Annotated in this window: 12 protein-coding genes; 6 read left to right on the top strand and 6 right to left on the bottom strand. The window is 70.0% G+C overall.

Going from position 1 to position 17,771, the window contains the following annotated elements; genetic code table 11:
- The first annotated feature begins 328 nt into the window (after positions 1 to 328).
- From IF04_RS0130620 to IF04_RS0130605, 4 genes are all read left to right on the top strand, one after another.
- Positions 329 to 1,315, top strand: a complete 987-nt coding sequence (locus tag IF04_RS0130620) for an alpha/beta hydrolase (protein WP_030265175.1) — start codon at positions 329 to 331, stop codon at positions 1,313 to 1,315.
- On the top strand, positions 1,308 to 2,921 hold the full coding sequence (locus IF04_RS0130615) for a flavin-containing monooxygenase (RefSeq protein WP_030265173.1): 1,614 nt from the start codon (positions 1,308 to 1,310) through the stop codon (positions 2,919 to 2,921). Before IF04_RS0130620 ends, IF04_RS0130615 begins: the two co-directional genes overlap by 8 nt.
- 209 nt (positions 2,922 to 3,130) lie before the next feature.
- Positions 3,131 to 4,030 (top strand): putative RNA methyltransferase, encoded by a 900-nt coding sequence (locus IF04_RS0130610; RefSeq protein WP_051831692.1) that lies wholly within the window; start codon positions 3,131 to 3,133, stop codon positions 4,028 to 4,030.
- Between the two features lie 83 nt (positions 4,031 to 4,113).
- Positions 4,114 to 4,587, top strand: a complete 474-nt coding sequence (locus IF04_RS0130605; protein WP_030265166.1) for a carboxymuconolactone decarboxylase family protein — start codon at positions 4,114 to 4,116, stop codon at positions 4,585 to 4,587.
- 78 nt (positions 4,588 to 4,665) lie between these two features.
- Here the strand turns inward: IF04_RS0130605 and IF04_RS0130600 are convergent, their stop codons facing one another.
- Positions 4,666 to 5,697, bottom strand: a complete 1,032-nt coding sequence (locus IF04_RS0130600; protein ID WP_030265163.1) for a LacI family DNA-binding transcriptional regulator — start codon at positions 5,695 to 5,697, stop codon at positions 4,666 to 4,668.
- A gap of 208 nt (positions 5,698 to 5,905) precedes the next feature.
- On the opposite strand from IF04_RS0130600, the gene IF04_RS0130595 reads away from it, so the two are divergent.
- A complete protein-coding gene (locus IF04_RS0130595; RefSeq protein WP_030265160.1) occupies positions 5,906 to 7,105 on the top strand; it encodes a phytanoyl-CoA dioxygenase family protein in 1,200 nt (399 codons plus the stop codon).
- Between the two features lie 18 nt (positions 7,106 to 7,123).
- Here IF04_RS0130595 and IF04_RS0130590 read toward each other — a convergent pair whose 3' ends face one another.
- The 3 genes from IF04_RS0130590 to IF04_RS0130580 form a co-directional block, all read right to left on the bottom strand.
- Positions 7,124 to 7,999: a GNAT family N-acetyltransferase gene (locus IF04_RS0130590; protein WP_051831691.1), complete on the bottom strand. Its 876-nt coding sequence runs from the start codon at positions 7,997 to 7,999 to the stop codon at positions 7,124 to 7,126.
- Between the two features lie 68 nt (positions 8,000 to 8,067).
- Positions 8,068 to 8,874: an inositol monophosphatase family protein gene (locus tag IF04_RS0130585; RefSeq protein ID WP_030265154.1), complete on the bottom strand. Its 807-nt coding sequence runs from the start codon at positions 8,872 to 8,874 to the stop codon at positions 8,068 to 8,070.
- Positions 8,875 to 8,894: 20 nt separating this feature from the next.
- A complete protein-coding gene (locus tag IF04_RS0130580) occupies positions 8,895 to 10,265 on the bottom strand; it encodes an MFS transporter (protein ID WP_030265151.1) in 1,371 nt (456 codons plus the stop codon).
- 173 nt (positions 10,266 to 10,438) lie between these two features.
- Between IF04_RS0130580 and IF04_RS0130575 the strand changes: the two genes are divergently transcribed.
- Positions 10,439 to 11,932 carry an aromatic amino acid ammonia-lyase gene (locus tag IF04_RS0130575; RefSeq protein ID WP_051831690.1) on the top strand — a complete coding sequence of 498 codons (1,494 nt, stop codon included), beginning with the start codon at positions 10,439 to 10,441 and terminating at the stop codon, positions 11,930 to 11,932.
- Between the two features lie 103 nt (positions 11,933 to 12,035).
- Here IF04_RS0130575 and IF04_RS0130565 read toward each other — a convergent pair whose 3' ends face one another.
- Positions 12,036 to 12,965, bottom strand: a complete 930-nt coding sequence (locus tag IF04_RS0130565) for a phytoene/squalene synthase family protein (RefSeq protein WP_157847731.1) — start codon at positions 12,963 to 12,965, stop codon at positions 12,036 to 12,038.
- 122 nt (positions 12,966 to 13,087) lie between these two features.
- Entirely contained in the window at positions 13,088 to 17,740 is a 4,653-nt protein-coding gene (locus tag IF04_RS0130560; RefSeq protein WP_030265145.1) for a cation-translocating P-type ATPase, read from the bottom strand.
- Positions 17,741 to 17,771 lie beyond the last annotated feature (31 nt).

Raw genomic sequence — 17,771 nt, 5'->3', positions numbered from 1 at the left:
TGGGGTGTCGTCTGGAGTGACGCCTGGGGTGTCGTCTGGGATGACGTCCGGGGTGACGCGTGAGCCGCGGATCCCTCGGTCACGGATTTCTCCGTCCTGGGGCTCTCCGTCGCGGATCTCTCGGTCATTTTGGCCAGTCTCGCCAACGGGAGAACCGGCGTCAATCGGCCCGTACCGGTTCTGTGGCCGGAACGGCCGAGTTGTGGCCCCCCGTGCTCTGCCGGTGAGCGGAACCCGTCCTTACCTTGGACCGCCAGGGACCGTAACCGGCACCACAAGTCGACATCGCAACCGGCATCGCAACCGGCGTCACAAGAGAGAAGGCGGTATGCCTCTAGACCCCGCATCCCAGGCGCTGCTCGCCCAGCTGGCCGAGGCCGATGGCCCCGCGACCCACGAGTCGACACCGGCCATCGCCCGGATGAGCGGGCCGATCCTCGCCGGCCTGAGCGGACCGGGCCCGGACGTCGAATCGGTCCGGAACCTCAAACTCCAGGGCCGTGGCGGGCAGTTCAGGACCCGGATACTCAAGCCCGCGGGCGAACCGAAGGCGATCATCGTGTACTACCACGGCGGCGGCTGGGTGCTCGGTGACATCGACTTGCAGTACGACCACCTGGGTCGTCAGCTGGCGAACACAACACAGTCCACCGTCGCACTCGTCAATTACCGCAAGGCCCCCGAACACCCCTTCCCGACCGCGATCGAAGACAGCTACACCGGTCTGTGCTGGGTGGCGGAACATGCCGCGGATCTGGCGCCCGAGGGTGTCCCGCTGATCGTCGCCGGTGACAGCGCCGGGGGCAACATCAGCGCGGTGATGACGCTGTGGGCGCGCGACAAGGCGGGCCCGAAAATCGACTACCAGGTCCTGGTCTATCCCGTGACCGACTGCGACCTCGACACGCCCTCCTGCCTGGCACCCGAGAACCAACTCCTGCTCAGCCGGGACACCATGATCTGGTTCTGGGGCCACTACCTCGCGGACGAGGAAGCACGCAAGAACCCTGACGCGTCCCCGCTGCGCGCCGACAGCCACGCGGGGCTGCCCCCGGCCCTGGTGTACGTGGCCGAGTACGACCCATTGCACGACGAAGGCGTCGCCTATGCGAAGGCGCTGGAGGGCGCCGGGGTAACGGTCACACTCGAAGAGGCCAAGGGCCAGATGCACGCGTACTTCCAGATGGCGAAGCTCCTGCCCGGCCAGGCGGCAGGGATGGGACTCGTCGCGGACCACATCAACGACTTCATCGCCTCGTACGAGTCGCACGAGTCGCACGGCAAGGGAGCCAAGGGAGGTGTGATCCATGTCTGACCACGACGTGATCATCATTGGTGCGGGCTTCGCGGGCATGTACCAGCTGCACCGCCTCCGCCGGCTCGGTTTCGACGCACACGTCATCGAGGCCGGCGATGACGTCGGCGGCACGTGGTACTGGAACCGCTACCCCGGGGCGCGTTGTGACATCGAGTCGGTCGAGTACTCGTACTCCTTCGATCCGGAGCTGGAGCAGGAGTGGGACTGGAGCGAGCGGTACGCCGCGCAACCGGAACTGCTCTCCTACGCGCAGCACGTCGCGCAGCGGTACGACCTGCGCAAGGACATCACCTTCAATACCCGCGTGGAGTCGCTGAATTGGGACGACGACGCGAACCGCTGGACGGTGACCACCGAAGACGGCACGTCTCGCACCTCTCACACCTCTCGCATCTCTCACACAGCGCAGTACGTGATCGCGGCGACCGGCTGCCTCTCGGTGCCGTCCCGCCCGCATTTCGAAGGGCTGGAGGACTTCGCGGGCGAGGTGTACTGGACGTCCCGCTGGCCGCACGAGGGCGTTGACCTGGCCGGCAAGCGCGTCGCCGTCATCGGCACCGGTTCCTCCGGCCTGCAGACGATCACCGAGATCGCGCCGGTCGTCGACGCACTCACGGTCTTCCAGCGCACGCCGAGCTTCGCCGTACCGGCACACAACGGCCCCAACGACGAGCGCCTGGCCGACGCCAGGACGCGCTACCGCGAGATCCGCGAGTACAGCCGGATGTCGCGCACCGGATTCCAGTGCCACAGCGGTACCCGACCCCTGATCGAAACCGAAGTCGAGGAAGTACAGCGCGAGTTCGACGCGCGCTGGGCCGACGGCGGCCTGTGCTTCTCCAGCGCCTTCAAGGACATCCTCAAGGACATGAAGGCCAATGACGCCGCCGCCGAGTACGTACGCGGCCGGATCCGGGAAAAGGTCAAGGACCCGCAGCTCGCGGAGAAGCTGTCGCCGCGTACGTACCCGATCGCCAGCAAGCGGATGTGCGTCGACACCGGCTACTTCGAGGTCTACAACCAGGACAACGTGTCGCTGGTCGACATCAATGAGCAGCCGATCCAGCGCCTCACCGAGCGCGGGATCGTCGCGGGCGGGACCGAGCACGAATTCGATGTGATCATCCTCGCCACGGGCTTCGACGCAATGACCGGCGCGCTGAACGCCATGGACATCCGCAACGGCGACGACCGGCCTCTGCGGGAGAAGTGGGCCCACGGCCCGCGCACGTACCTGGGCCTGATGTCGGCCGGCTTCCCGAACCTGTTCATGGTCACCGGCCCGCAGAGCCCATCGGTCCTGTCCAACATGATGACCTCGATCGAGTACCACGTCGACTGGATCACCCGCGCACTGGAGTATCTCCGCGACCACGGCTTGAACCGCATGGAGCCGGCGCTCGACGCCGAGGACAACTGGGTGAACACCACCAACGACGTCGCGGCCCTCACCGTAATGCCACAGGCCGCGTCCTGGTACATGGGCGCCAACATCCCAGGAAAGCAACGCGTCTTCATGCCCTTCGCCGGCGGCGTCGGCACCTACAAACTGATCGGTGACGGGGTGGCGGTAGCGCACTACCACGGCTTCGAGCTGACCTGACCTGACCTGTCTCGATCAGCGGAGACCACGATCTCCTGGCTCTGTAAACTCCAGGCATGGCATTCATGAGCACTCCGCACTGCTGCTTCCTGTGATCGGGAGGCTTTGAGGGCGATGCCGGACGGCGTCGCCCTCCTTGGCGTGCCTGTCGCGTGAACCAAGTCCGTGCAGGCACGGCCCCCTCCCTTCACCCCTGCCAGGAGTGCCTTGTGCCTGTACCGCTTCCCCCTGCCCTCATACCGTTCCTCGCTCTTCTGCGCTGCCCAATGTGCCGCGCCGGCCTTCACCTCGACCGTGGCGCACTGCGCTGCCCGGCAGGCCACACCTTCGACATCGCCCGCCACGGCTACGTCGGCCTCCTGACGGGCACCCGCGCCACCAGCGGCGACGACGCGGCCATGATCCGGGCCCGGGACCAGTTCCTGTCCACCGGCAAATACGCGCCCATCCGCGAGACCCTGGCCCGCCTGACGGCCGGCACCGTGCCCGAGCAGGGCACGATCGTGGACGTCGGGTGCGGCACGGGCTATTACCTGGCCGGCGTACTGAACCAGTTGCCCGGCGCCCGTGGTCTGGGGCTGGACACCTCGGTGCGCGCGCTGCGCTCGGCAGCCCGGGTCCATGAGCGAGCCGCTGCGGCAGCCTGGGACGTCTTCCGCCCCTTCCCACTGGCCGACGGAGTGGCCGATGTCGTGCTGAACGTCTTCGCCCCGCGCAACCCGAGCGAGTTCCACCGGGTGCTGCGCCCGACCGGCCGGCTGATCGTGGTGCGTCCGACCGGGAGGCACCTGGCTGAGCTGCGCGGCCAGGTGCCGGGGGCGATCACGATCGACCCCGACAAGGAACAGCGTCTGCACCGAGCACTGACACCCTTCTTCGAGGCCACCGATACCGAGCAGGTCGCGTACGCCATGTCGTTGACCGGAGCGCAGGCCCTCGACCTGGTGGGAATGACGCCGAGCGCACGCCACCTGAATCCTGCGGACCTGTACAACGACGACCTCCTGCCCGACCAGGTCACCGTCTCCTTGCTGGCCACCGTCTACCGACCTCGGCGCCCCCGAGCGGCACGTCGTCGTGGTGCCGCGCGCCGCGACCCGATGGAGTGATGCGCGCCACATTCACCCATGTCACATCTCGCCGAGCTGCGCCGTCCAAGGGGTAAGCAGTAACGACGACACAGGAGTGCACGATGAATGCTCGGTTGAACCTTATGGCCAGCCCGGTTGCGGTCAAGGCCATGAAGCACCTCATCGCCGCGGGTAGGACGCTCGCCGAATCGTCGCTGCCGGCCGCGACGCAGCAGCTGGTGATGCTGCGTGCCAGCCAGATCAACGGCTGTGCCGGCTGCATCGACATGCACACCAAGGACGCCACTGCCGCCGGGGAGACCGCGGTGCGACTCAACCTGGTCGCGGCCTGGCGGGAGGCCACGGTGTTCACCGATGCGGAGCGCGCCGCGCTGGAGCTGACGGAGGAGGGCACCCGCATCGCCGACGCGGCCGGTGGGGTCCCGGACGAGGTCTGGGCGAACGCCGCCAAGTACTACGACGAGGACCAGCTCGCCGCCCTGGTGTGCACCATCGCCATCATCAACGCCTTCAACCGCGGGAACGTGATCACCCAGCAGCCCGCCGGCGACTACCAGGTCGGCCAGTTCGACTGACGAGGTGTTGAGGAGGAGTCGACGAGGAGTTGAGGAGGGCATGTCCCGGGCGCCGCTCGCCGGTGCCCGGGACGCCGTTCAGGCGCCGGGCGGCATGTTGTACGGCGTGACCACCTGGATCGCCGAGGGCAGTGCGGGTCCTTCGTCGGGCAGGGCCTTGTGGGCGCGCATGATGGTCTGGCAGGCGCGGCGCATGTCCTGGCGCAGGTCGTGGTGGAGAACGGCGGACAGGCGTCGTTGGCGCAGGAGTTGGGTGTTGTCGTGGTCCAGATCGTGGGCGATGAACACCGCGCAGTCCCGTCCGAGGTCGTCGAAGGCCGCCACGGTTGCCGCGTTGCCGCCGCCCATGGAGTAGACCGCGTTGATGGACGGGTCCCGTTGGAGCGCGTCGAGTACGAGGTCGTACTGGGTGGCGTCCAGGCCGTCGCTGTCGGTGACCTCGACGAGGGTGCGGTGCGGCTCCGTGTTGCGGATGGCGCTGCGAAAGCCCATCTCGCGCTCCTCCTCACCGCGGAAGAAGCCGCGGCTGATGGTGGTGAGCACGTTGCCGGGGCGGTCGCCGAGCCACTGACCGATGAGATACGCGGCGGTGGTACCGGCGGCGCGGTTGTCGATGCCGACGTACGCAAGGCGTGCGCTGCTGGGAAGGTCGCTGACCAGGGTGACGACGGGGATACCGGCTGCGACCAGGAGGCCGACGGCGGCCCCGACCTCCGGCAGGTCCGGAGCCTTGAGAATCACCCCCTGTGAACCACGCTTGGCGATCTTGTCCAGGGTAGCGATCAGTGCTGACGCCGGGCCGGTCTCGCGGAAGTGGAAGCGCGAACGCATCACCGCGGGTTGCAGTGAGGGCAGTTCGGCCTCCAGCGCGTTGCGTACGGCTGTGGAGAACCGCTCCGGCGCCTGCATCACGATGTCCATCATGAAGGTGCGTCCGCCGATGCGTACCTGGGTCCGCTGACGGTCCAGATCCTTGATCGCCTGGTGCACCTCCATGACGGTGCTCTCCCGTACGCCGCCCCGGCTGTTGAGGACCCGGTCGACGGTGGCCTCGCTCAGTCCGGCCTGACGGGCGATCTCCTTGATCGGATAGGGGTGTCGGTGTCGCATGACTCTTCCCAGGAATTTAGACAGGGGGTGATGGCAGGGGTTGATGTCGGGGGGATGTCGGAGGTCGGTGACAGGGGTTGGCGTCAGGGTTGATGAGGGGTTTTGATGAGGGGTTTTTGATGGGCGGCTGCGGATTGAATGACGGTTCTGAGCTGGTCAGACTGACAGAAAGGCGAGCGCGGCGACAAGAACGGCGGAAGGATGCGGGATGTCTCTCACCGATGCGGGGTCACGGGCGTGGCTGGGGGAGGACGACTGCTCCCTCGATGAGTTCCGGTCGCTGGTCGGGCAGCGCACCGATCCCCGCGACCACCCCTCGGCCGAGCGGGTCGAGCAGAACGTCCCCGTCTACGACAGTGACCGGCTCCGTGCACCGGCCGGCACCGCGGAGGGGCGCCGGAGTGTGCAGCGCGAGCTGGTACGGGCCCTGCTGGACGGCCCCGGCATCGTCGTCCTCCAGCAGGCCTTCACCGACCTCGCCGTGATCGATCGGGTGTCCGACGCCTTCACCGCACTGATCGAGGAGGAGCGGGCAACGGGCGCGTCCCGCGGCGACCACTTCGCCAAGCCCGGTGCCAACGACCGGGTCTGGAACGCGCTGGGCAAGATGGCAGTACGGCGACCGGAGGCGTTCGCCGACTACTACGCCAACGACATGCTGGCCCTGACCGCCGAGGCCTGGCTCGGCCCGGCCTACCAGGTCACCTCTCAGATCAACGTGGTAAACCCGGGCGGCGCGGCCCAGCAGGTGCACCGCGACTACCACCTCGGTTTCCTCTCCCAGGAACGGGCCGCCGCGTACCCGGCGCACGTCCACCGCCTCTCCCCCGTACTGACCCTGCAGGGCGCGGTGGCCCACTGCGACATGCCGGTGGAGTCCGGGCCGACGCTCTACCTGCCGCACTCCCAGAAGTACGAGCCGGGCTATCTGGCCTGGCGGCGGCCGGAGTTCAACGCGTACTTCGAGGAGCATCACGTACAGCTGCCGCTGCGGAAGGGCGACGCGGTGTTCTTCAACCCCGCGCTCTTCCATGCCGCCGGGCACAACCGCTCCGCCGACATCAAGCGCATGGCCAATCTGCTGCAGATCTCCTCCGCCTTCGGCCGCGCGATGGAGACCGTCGACCGCGAGGCGATGGTGAATGCCCTCTACCCGGTACTGCTGCGCCGCCAGGCCGAGGGGGTCGGCGAGGAGTGGCTGCGTAATGTGATCGCCGCGAGCGCCGAGGGCTACGCCTTTCCCACCAACCTTGACCTCGACCCGCCGGTCGACGGTCTCGCCCCGCCCTCCCAGGCGGATACCTTGTGGCAGGCCGTCGCCGAGGGCTGGACCCCGGACCGGCTGCGCCAGGAACTGCGGGCCGGCGCGAAGCGCCGCCAGAGCCTCGCCGCGTCTGACACTGCCTGAGCCCCTATTCGGCAGCCCCTATTCGGCGGGTTCGGCGATGAGCGCCGTGCCGATGCGGCGGAAGCCGAGTCGGGCGTAGACCCGCGCGACGGCGTCGTCGCCTGCCGACAGGAAGATGGTGTCCGCGCCCCGCGATCGGGCGTCGGCCATGAGTGTCGCGGTAACCGCGAGGCCCCGTCCGCGGCGGCGAGCCGCGGGGAGTGTCCCGACACCGACGATCTCGGAGACTCCTCCAAGCGGTTGATGCTGGCCGGCGGAGAGCGCCGATCCCTGCTCGACGGCAGCGGCGACCACCGTCAGACCTGCGCGGATACGCAGCCTCGCGCGTTCCACCGACCCGTCGCGATTGCAGGCGTCGACCGCCTCCGCCAATTGCGGTGTTCCCGCGAGTCCGACATGGGTTCCCGGCTCGGCGAAAGCGAGGTGAGGAACGGCCAGGGCGCTGGGCAGCACGGGGTCGTCCGCGTCTACGATCCGCACCGATATGCCGTCGTTGCTGTTTCCGCTGCCGGGCAACTCCCCCGATGGATCGGTGGAAGTACCGGGATCGAGCACCATCAGCGGATGTTCGTGGACGACGAGTCCCGACTCCTCGACTGCTGCTCGCAGTCGGGGCGTGGTTTCGGCAACCCATTCGAAGCTCTCCGGGATCCCCAACTCCCGTTGCCGGGCCCGGACCTTCTGTACATCGGTGGCGTCCAGCCGTGCGGACGACCCCCGTGCGGGACGTGCGTAGAACGGCCAGCCCTGGCCTTCCCGTACGAACAAGGTAAGCGGCCCGTGGTCCTCAACGCGGGCGCCTTGGCGCGGGACCGCGTCGTAGTACTCCTCGAGCCGGTCCAGCAGTTCCCGCTCATGATGATCGTCAAAATCGGCAGAAGTCACGCCAGGCATCCAAGCAACAGGGCGCCTGCAAAGGCCACTTCATTTACCAAGTGAGCTGGTACTGAGCCGAGAGAGCTCTAGGACCAGCTTGAGCTGTGGATGAACGACATCAGCAGATCGTGGGTTTCGCCGTCGGCGGCCGCGACGAGTCCGCGGCCGCCTGCCTGGCCGATCGGAGTGCCGTCGATGCCGGTGACTACGCAGCCGGCGGCGCGGCACAGAGCGATGCCGGCGGCGAAATGCACGCTCCCGGACAGGTCGCCGCCGTCTGTGACGTATGCGGCGCGCTTGCCGGCGGCGACCCAGGCCAACGCCAGCGTCGTGGACACGACCCGGGGCCGGAAGTGTGCCACGAAGCCGGGGTGGGCCAGCAGGTCCACGGCCCGGAAGCCGGGCGCGCTGGGGAACGGCGGGTCCAGGTTCACGTCCACGAGCCGGGTGGCGGGCGTGGGCGTCAGCGGGGTGTCGGCACCGTCGCTCCGTACCCACGCGGTCTTACCGTCGGAGAAGAAGACCTCGCCGCTGAACGGGTCCGCCACCGCCGCCGCACCGTCGCGCAGTGCCACGTTGACGGCCACCAGCATGTTGCCGACGGCGTAGTTCAGCGTGCCGCACAAGGGGTCCACCAACCACTGGCGTGCGGCCTCCGTCGCACCTTGCTGCCCGCCCTCTTCGCCGAGGACAGCGTCAGCGGGCCGGGCGGCACGGATGACGCCGAGGATCGCCTTCTCGGCCGCCACGTCGGCGGCGGTGGCGAAGTCCCCGGCGCCTTTGCCGATGCGGGTGAGCTGCCGGCCGTACAGGGTGCGCACTACGTCCGCACCGGCACGTGCCGCGGCTATCGACACCCCGGCATCGTCAAGACCCGCATACGAGTTGATCACACGGCAGAGGATATCGGCGGTCAGTCCAGTGCTGCCCCGCTCGTCTCCGGGGCCCACAGGGCGGAGACGGCCGCGCCGATCACCAGGATGATGGTGAGGGCCACCATCGTCGGGGCGAAGCCGAGGGAGCCGAGGCTGACCGGCAGCAGGAAGGTGCCGACGGCGGAGCCGATGCGGCTCATGCCGTTCAGCAGGCCGACCCCGGAGCTGCGCAGTTCGGTGGGGAACAGCTCGGGCGGGTACACCTGGTCGAGGTTGGTCGCTGCCGACATGGTGAAGGTGAAGACGAGGAACAGCGGGAACAGCACCATGGCCGGGGCGTCCGGCCAGAGGCCCATCGGCGCCAGGGACAGTGCGAGTACGACGAACGAGCCGATGGTGAGCCGCCGTCGGGTCAGCTTGGCCACGAACCACAGGCCGGCGATCCCGCCCAGCAGCAGGAACGCATTGAGCAGGGCCTCGCTCAGAAAGTGCCCGCCGCCCAGCTGGATCTTGACCAGTACCAGCGGGAGGAAGGTGTAGATCGCGAAGTACGGGATGACCTGGCAGTTGTAGAAGAGAATCCCGAACGCGGTGTTACGCCAGTGCTCGGCGCCGAACAGCTCTCGGTAGGACGCCGCGCGCCGAGTGGCGTGCTGTTGTGCCGCGAAGGTGTCGAAGTCGACGTGGCTGCCGATGAAGCGGGCGACCACCTGCCGGGCTTCGGCGGTCCGCCCCTTGCTGAGCAGCCAGCGCGGTGATTCGGGCGTACCGATCCGCATCAGCAGGACCGCGATCGCCGGCAGTGCGCTGCTGGCGAGCAACCAGCGCCAGGAGTCGCCGCCGAGGCCGATCAGGTAGGTGCCGAAGAAGAACGCGGCGATGTAGCCGACGGTCCACAGGCAGGTCAGCGAGGCCAGCAAGCCACCGCGGTACCGGCGGGGCACGAATTCGGCGACGAGGGTGGGCCCGAGCGCGTAGTCGGCACCGATGCCGAACCCGATCAGGAGCCGCAGGACGAGGAGTTCGACCGGGCCGTTGACGAAGAACTGCAGGACGGACGCAACGGCGATCAGCAGGAAGTCGAGCATGTAGAGCCGCTGCCGGCCGATCCGGTCGGCGGCCCAGCCGATCACAATGCTGCCGGCGAAGACCCCGACGAGCGCCGAGGCGCCCATCAGCCCCTGCCACCAGGAGTCGAGATGCATCTGCGGGGCGATCGCGGTGAGCGCGATGCCGATGATGCCCAGTTGGTAGCCGTCGGAGAAGTTCGCCCCGAAGGTCAGTGCGGTGATCTTGAGGTGGAAGCGGTTGAGCGGTACGTCGTCGAAGGTGTCGGGGTGGGCGTCGCCGGGCGGGCGTCCGGCCGTGGCGGCATCAGGAGTAGAAGCAAGGGTCCGGTCTTCTGGCATAGCTCGACAAGCTCTCCGATCGGAAGGGAATGCCGCGCCTGTCGACGGTGTCAGGCGGGGAGGAGGGCGCAGGCTACTAGGCGTCACCTGCATCAACTGCTCTTGCCAAGTTGAAGAATGGAAGGTTTCATGCAGCCTGTGAGATGAATAGTTCTCTGTCAAGAGGGAGATTCATGACTGGCAGCACTCCGAGCCGCCCCAACAACACTCCACTCGGCCTCGATAGCACTCCGATCCGCATCACCGGCACGAACCTGCGCTGCGCCGACGTCGTCCGCGCCGCCCGCCGAGGCGCGACGGTGGACCTGGACGACGAGGCGCTCAAGCGTGCCGGGCGGGCGTACGAGATCGCCCGGGACAGCGGCGCGAAACGCGCGGTGTACGGGCGCACCACAGGCGTCGGCGCCAACCGTCACGCCGTCGTCACCCCGGACGCCGTCGACCAGCACGGACTGCGACTGCTGCGCAGTCACGCGGGCGGCAGCGGCGTTCCGCTCCCCGACGACGTCGTCCGCGGCGCTCTGGTGATCCGCCTCAACCAACTGGCCGCGGCGGGCAGCGGCGTGCACCCGCGGCTGCTGCGCGCCCTGGAGTCCGCACTGCACGAGGATGCACTGCCCTCGGTGCACGCCCGCGGCGCCATCGGCACCGGCGATCTCACCGCACTCGCCGAGATCGCCCTGACGCTCGCCGGGGAGCGGCCCTGGAGCGGCAAGGGCCTGGACCCGGTGCCGGTCAGCCCGGGCGACGCCCTCGCGTTCATCTCCAGCAATGCCGTCACGCTCGCGGAGTCGGTACTGGCCTGGCACGAGCTGCGGCGGCTGCTGCGGGCGAGCCATGTGATCACCGCGCTGTCCTACTGCGCGCTGGGCGGCTCACCGGAGGCGTTCTCCGAGGTGGTACATGCCGCGCGGCCGCACCACGGGTCGCTGCACTGCGCCGCCGAGATGCGGCGCCTGCTCCGCCTCGATGACGATCCGCCTGCCGGGCGGCGGCTGCAGGATCCCTTCGGGCTGCGGGCCTTCCCGCAGGTGCACGGGCCCGCACTGGACGCGGGCGACGCGCTGGAACGCATCCTTGCCATCGACATCAACGCCGCGGCCGAGAACCCGCTGATCGACATCAACGGCGAGCAGGTGTACCACCACGGCCAGTTCTCCACCGCGTACCTCGCCCTCGCCCTGGACGGCCTGCGCGCGGCGCTGCACCACGCCGCGGAACTGTCGGCGGCACGCCTGAGCGACCTGGTCGAGCCGGACCTCACCGGGCTGCCGCCGTTCCTGGCGGCCGGCCCGGCGGGCAGCTCCGGCATCATGATCCTGGAGTACGTGGCACACGACGCGCTCGGCCAGCTCCGGCACGCGGCGGCGCCGGTCACCCTCGGCACCGCGGTGATCTCGCGCGGCCTGGAGGACCACGCCAGCTTCTCCACCCAGGCCGCCCGCAGCACCGCCTCGGCGGTGTCGGCCTATCGGACCGTCCTGGCCTGTGAACTCATCGGCGCGGTACGGGCGTTGCGGATGTCCGGTGCCGACCTTCCACCGGCTCCGGTGACCGACGCCTTCGCCGTGGCCGCCGAACGACTGCCGTACGTGGCGGAGGACCACCCGCTGAGCGAGGAGATCGAACGGGCCGAGGCGGTGATCGAGGAGTTCGCGGACCGGTGACGGGGGGCGAGGATGTCGCGGCCGGCCTGGCCGATCGGGGTGCCGTCGATGCCGGTTACTACGCAGCCGGCGGCCCAGCACGGAGCGATGCCGCGATCTGAGATCAGGCCGCGATGCGTTCTTCACCCGTCGCGCTGCCCGTCGACTGCGCCCGCGGCGCAGACCACCGGCCCCCGCGCGGCCGCCGCGCCCTCGCCAGTAGGCGCAGGCAGGTCAGTGGATTGTCCCGGGCCGGCCGCCGGGTGACCGCGGACCCCATGGCCACCACCGTCTGCAGCCGCTGGTGGTGCAGATCCAGTACGAAACGTATCAACGGCCCGTACTCGTCAGGGAGTTCGTCCAGCAGCCGGGACGCCTCGCGGAGGGTGCCGTGGGCCTTGTTGGCGGCTTCGGAGAGGAGGGCTTGGATGCCGGGGGCGTCTCGTCCCGCGGCGAGGTCGGCGCGGTCGACGCCGTGGTGTGCGAGTGCGTCCAGGGGGAGGTAGAGGCGGCCGTCCCGCAGGTCCTCGGCCAGGTCCGTCAGGATGTCGGTGCGCTGGCCCGCGTCGGCGACCAGTCGGCAGCTCTGCGCGAATTCCGGGGTGCCGCCGCCCTGCTGCGCCAGCCCCGTGGTGATCATGAGGAAGGGCCAGGTGAGCCGGTCCACGTACGTCTGGTAGTCGGCCTCCGTGGCGAACCCCGGGAAGTCCAGGTCGATCCGCGCTCCCTCCAGATAGGACTCGATCCAGTGGCGCGGCAGGTCACGCAGTGCGGATGTGTACAGAAACGCGCGCAGGAGTGGATGCCGGGCGGTACCGGAGTCCAGCGCTGCCCGGATCTGGGCTGCCCAGGCGTCGAAGCGCCGTATCCGCTCCTGCACCGTGCCCTGGTCGCAGAGGTCGTCGGTGAACGACGCGAACGCGTAACCGGCCAGCACGTGGGGCTGGAAGTGCGCAGGCGTCAGCAGCCGCACCGCCGCGTACCCGGCCGGCTCCCTGCGTTGCATGAACTGCGCGACCTTCACATAGTCGGCGCGTGCTTCACTCCCCCGCACCTCAGCCGCGTCCATACAACGTCGCCACACTCGCACGCATACCCTCCGCATCAAGAACACCATGAGTCACCGACAAGATGTCGAGACTACCCGTGTCGGAGCGCAGCGAGGTGCGACAGGGGCTACGTCGGCGCGGGGGTCGTCGGGCGCAGTTGGCTCTGGACGCGGGTGAGGAGTCGTTCGAGGGGCGGCATGGCGCGCGGGCCCGCGATGGTGGTCGCGATGGCGGCGGCCACACCCGCCAGGGCCACGGGCCCCAGTGGGGTGCAGCCGAAGAAGTGGCTGAGGCCGGGCGTCTGTACGACGGCCATCAGGGCGGCGGCGGAGCCGACGGTGGTCGCCCACAGCAGTGGGCTGCGGTGGCGCCCGGTCAGGGTCTGCGTGAGCTGGGCGCCGACGACACCGCACAGAGCCATGGTGCTGGTACGGCGCGCGGTGCCGGGTGTGAAGCGGCCGATCAGCCACGCGACGGTGGCACCCAGTGCGGTCACCACACCCCGCTGGCGGATCTGACGCAACAGCGGAGCGCCCAGCGCGCTCGTACCGACCGGTGCGCTGGTACCGGCCGATGCGCTGGTACCGGCCGATGCGCTGCCCGCTCCCGCCGTGGCGGACTCGGACTCCTCCGTGTTCTGGACATCCGACGGTGTGACGGCCACTGCCATCGCGGGGAACATGTCCGTCAGCAGGTTGACGAGCAGCAGCTGACGCGTGGACAGCGGCGACGCTCCGGAGAACAGCGTGCCGAGCACGGTGAAACCGACCTCGCCGGCGTTGCCTCCGATCAGGATGCTGATGGCGTCCGCGACGCTGCGCCACAGCGCCCGTCCCTCCGTGATGGCGTCGACCAGCACGGACAGGTCCGGTTCGGTCAGTACCAGGTCGGCGGCGTTACGGGCAGCCGCCGAGCCGCGCGCTGCGAGACCGACACCGACATGGGCAGCCCGGATGGCTGCGGCGTCGTTGGCGCCGTCCCCGACCATCGCCACCACCTTGCCCGCGGCCCGCAACGCCTCGACCACCTGGAGCTTCTGCTCGGGAGCGACGCGGGCGACGACCCCGGCGTCCCGCAGGAGACGGGCGCTGCCCGCCCGGTCCGAGGCCGCGAGCTCCTCGCCGGTGACCACCTTGATGTCGTCCGGCCAGCCCAGCGCCACGGCCACCGCGCGAGCGGTATGGGGGTGGTCACCGGTCAGCATGACCGGCCTCGCCCCGGCCTCCCGCAGCCCTTGGATCATGGGAGCCGAGCCCGGACGCGGGGCGTCGGCGAGTGCCACGAATCCCTTGAACTCGAGTTTCTCCAGAGGTTCGTTGACGAGTGCGTCGGCGTCCTGGGCAGTGGTGAAGGGACGGGTGGCGACGGCGAGTACGCGCAGGCCCTCACCCGCGAGGGACTGGGCCCACTCGGCCGCCTCCGCCGGGAGTCCCACGCAGGCGTCCAGGACGGTTTCGGGCGCTCCCTTGACCACGAGCAGGCAGCCCCCGTTGGGGGTCTCGCCGGTGGCGGCGGTGTAGCCGCGGCTGGCTTCGAAGGGCAGGCCGGCCGTGGGGGTCCAGTCGGGGTCGGCAGGGGCGGCGGCCAGTACGGCTTCGTCGGTGGCGTGCGCCTGCTTTCCCGCGGTGTCCTCGGTTTCCGGCGGGCAGGCGCGCCCCGCCAGCCGGAGGACGTCGACGGCTTCCTCGTCGTGCGGCCGGCAGACGGTCCCGTCGGCGGTGGCGACACGGACCGCGCGCAGCCGGTTCTCGGTGAGTGTGCCGGTCTTGTCGAAACACACCGTGTCCACCCGCCCCAGGGCCTCCAGGGCGCGGGGAGTACGTACCAGAATGCCGCGGCGGGTCAGCCGGCGGGCGGCCGCAAGCTGCGCCACCGTGGCCACCAGCGGAAGTCCCTCGGGGACGGCGGCGACCGCGACGGCCACGCCGCCCCCGATGGCCTGGCGGATCGGGCGGCCCCGGAGCAGGGACAGCCCGGCGACCGCGGCTCCGCCCGCGAAGGTGAGCGGGAGTGCCTTGCGGGTGAGTTCCTGCAGGCGTCCCTGGACGCCGGCGGCGGGCGGGGTGCGGGAGGCGAGTGTGACGGCACGGCCGGCTTCGGTGTGCTCTCCCGTGTCCACCACTACGGCGGTGGCCTGCCCTGCGACCACGGTGGTGCCCTCGAAGACCATGCAATGGCGTTCGGGGATGGCTGCCTGCGGTGTTGCGGTGAGTTGTTTGGTGGTGGGGAGGGACTCCCCGGTGAGTGAAGACTCGTCGACCTCCAGGCCGGTCAGCGCCAGCAGGCGCGCATCGGCGGGGACGACGTCGCCCACGTCCAGTTTGATCACATCGCCCGGGATCAGCCGTGTGGCGTCGACCGTGGTCGGCGCCTCATCGTCGCGGCTGCCGGCGCGGCGGGCCTTCTGTTTCTGGCCCCTGGCCAGCGCGGTCAGGGCCTGTTCGGCGCGTTGCCGCTGCACACCGCCGACCAGTGCGTTCATGCCCATCGCGCCGACGACGAGGGTCGCGTCGACGGCCGATCCCACGATGGCGGAGGCTGCCGCGCCGACGGCGAGGACGGGGGTGAGGGGGTCGTCCAGTTCGGCTCGTACCGCGTTGGCGAGCCGTACCGACCAGCGGGCCGGCGCGAGGACGGGATGGCCCGCCACCCGTGCGGCCACATCCCGGGTCGTTGTCATCGCACCGGCCAGCGGTGTGGGTGCGCCGGGGCGGTTGCTCTCCAGCCGGGCCACCGCCTCGTCGGGTTCCAGGGCGTGCCACGGTACGCGGGGCCGGGGCTGCGGGGCCGATGCGGCGGCCACGCCGACGGCCGCCCGCCACCCCGCCAGGAGTGCTCCCATGGCCGCGGCGTTGACCGGGGCGTGCTGCGAACCGGTGAGGAAGGACAGGCCGCGTCGCTGGGCGCCGGTGGCGACCAGCAGACCGGACAGCGCCGCACCCGCCCGGGCCAGGATCATCGACTGCCGGCCCACGGACCGTGCCGCGGGAACGGCCACCAGCAGCCGCCACACATCCTTCAGGCCGCCGAAGGCCATGACGTCCGCGTCCCACACGACGGCGCTGTCGTCGTCGGTGAGGGCCACCGCCACATCGCTACCCAGCAGCCCGGCCAGCAGTTCCTCGTCCTCCGGGTGGTCCGCCGCGTATGTCTGCGCGTCGGTCGCGTCGTGCGGGGCCGGTACGCGCGCGACGGTCAGGACCGCGTGCCCGTCGGCCTGGCGGCCCCGTACGTGATCCACCAGCGGGCACTCGGCGGAGACAACCTCGTCGGCCAGGGCCGCGAAGTCGGCCAGCGCCGGGTCGTCCACCACGATGGTGTACTGGTCCGCCTGCCGGGCCGCGTCCAGTACGGCTTCGGTCAGCGGGTCGAGTTCCCAGCCGATCGTCACCGTACCGACGTCCCGCCCGGCGGCCGAGGCGATCATCATGCCCGTCTCGGCCGAGGGCTGGCCCGGTACCGGACGCAGCTCCACCCCGGGCGTGCCGTCGTTCCCTTCTGGGCGGAGAGCGTTCCCTTCCGAGCCCAGGGCCGCAGCGGCGGCCCGCCACAGCCGGTCGCGGTCCCAGTCCTCCGCACTGGGATGCACCTCGCAGAGCGTGCGCCTGTTGCCACGCAACGCACTGGGATGCAACACCACGGTGTCGACCAGTTGCAGTTGTTTCAGCCGCTCGGGGTCGCGGATCAGCACTCCCGAGCGCGCGAGGGCGCTGCCCAGGGCCGTGGAGAAGGCCACCGGGCCGTACCGGGCGGCCTTCGGGGAGCCCGACAGCACGGCCTCCGCCGCCTCGTTGAGATTCCGCCTGAGCAGCAGCGTTGCGGCGGCGCCCAGCATGCTGCCGGTGGCGGCGTGGGCCGCGTACTCCTGCGCCGGGGTCGGACGCAACGGCGGCCGCGCGACCTCGCGCGTGGTCATGCTGCAGCGTTCCGGGGCGCACACCCGGTCGTGGGCGGCGTCGAAGACGGCAGCCCGTGCCACGCTCTCCACGAGCTGTCCCGCGCGCAGCATGCCGTCCAGTACCAACGAGCTGGGCGACTGTCCCGCGCCATGCACCGCGGCGTTCGCCGCCGCGAGGGCCAGGTCCGCTCCCGCCGCACCGAACCGGTTCTTCAGCAACGCCCGGAACCGCGGGTTCTCCCGCAGCAGCGTCACACCCGCCGTCACCACCCTGGACGAGCGCGGTACGCGCCACGCGCGCGCTGCCGTCGCCGCCGCCACGCCGACGGCGTCCAGCGCCAGCGCCGTCGCGGCGACCCGCACCGCCGTGGTGCCCTCCGGGTGCGCGAACTCGTGCAGCGGCGCATGGCTCAGCCCGTACCGTTCGGCCAGGTCATTGGCCTTCTTCACGACACGGTCGGTGGCCGCTTCCTGCGAGGCGGTGACCACCAGCCGCGCCAGGCCGCCGTCCCAGTAGGCGAGCAGCACGTCCGGACGTTCCGCGAGCGCGGTGGCCACCTTCTGGGCCACCGCTTCCACCCCGCCCGCACGCCGTACCCGGGCGTCGTCGGTGTCGGAGGACGGTTGCAACGCCAGGTGCACCCGGGTACCGGCCCGCCATTCCTCCATCCCGCCCGGCATTGCGTTGCGTGCCACATGGGCCACGTGGACCGTGGTCTCCGCCACCGCCGCCGCGCCGTCCGACGCGGCACGCCAGCCGATATCAATGGCCTCTCCGGCCACCGTGGCGCACGCCTCCAGTCCACGGGCGACGTAACCGGGCGCGGACAGGGCCGCCCCCCATCCGACCGCGGGCAAACGGGTCAGCAACCCCAGAACCATGTCCCACCCTCATCGAACGTCCGACCCACGG

Origin of the sequence: Streptomyces violens (genome assembly GCF_000717745.1) — a bacterium.
Classification (GTDB): domain Bacteria; phylum Actinomycetota; class Actinomycetes; order Streptomycetales; family Streptomycetaceae; genus Streptomyces; species Streptomyces violens.
Note: the sequence above shows the minus strand (reverse complement) of the source record. Positions and strands in the feature narration are given on the sequence as shown.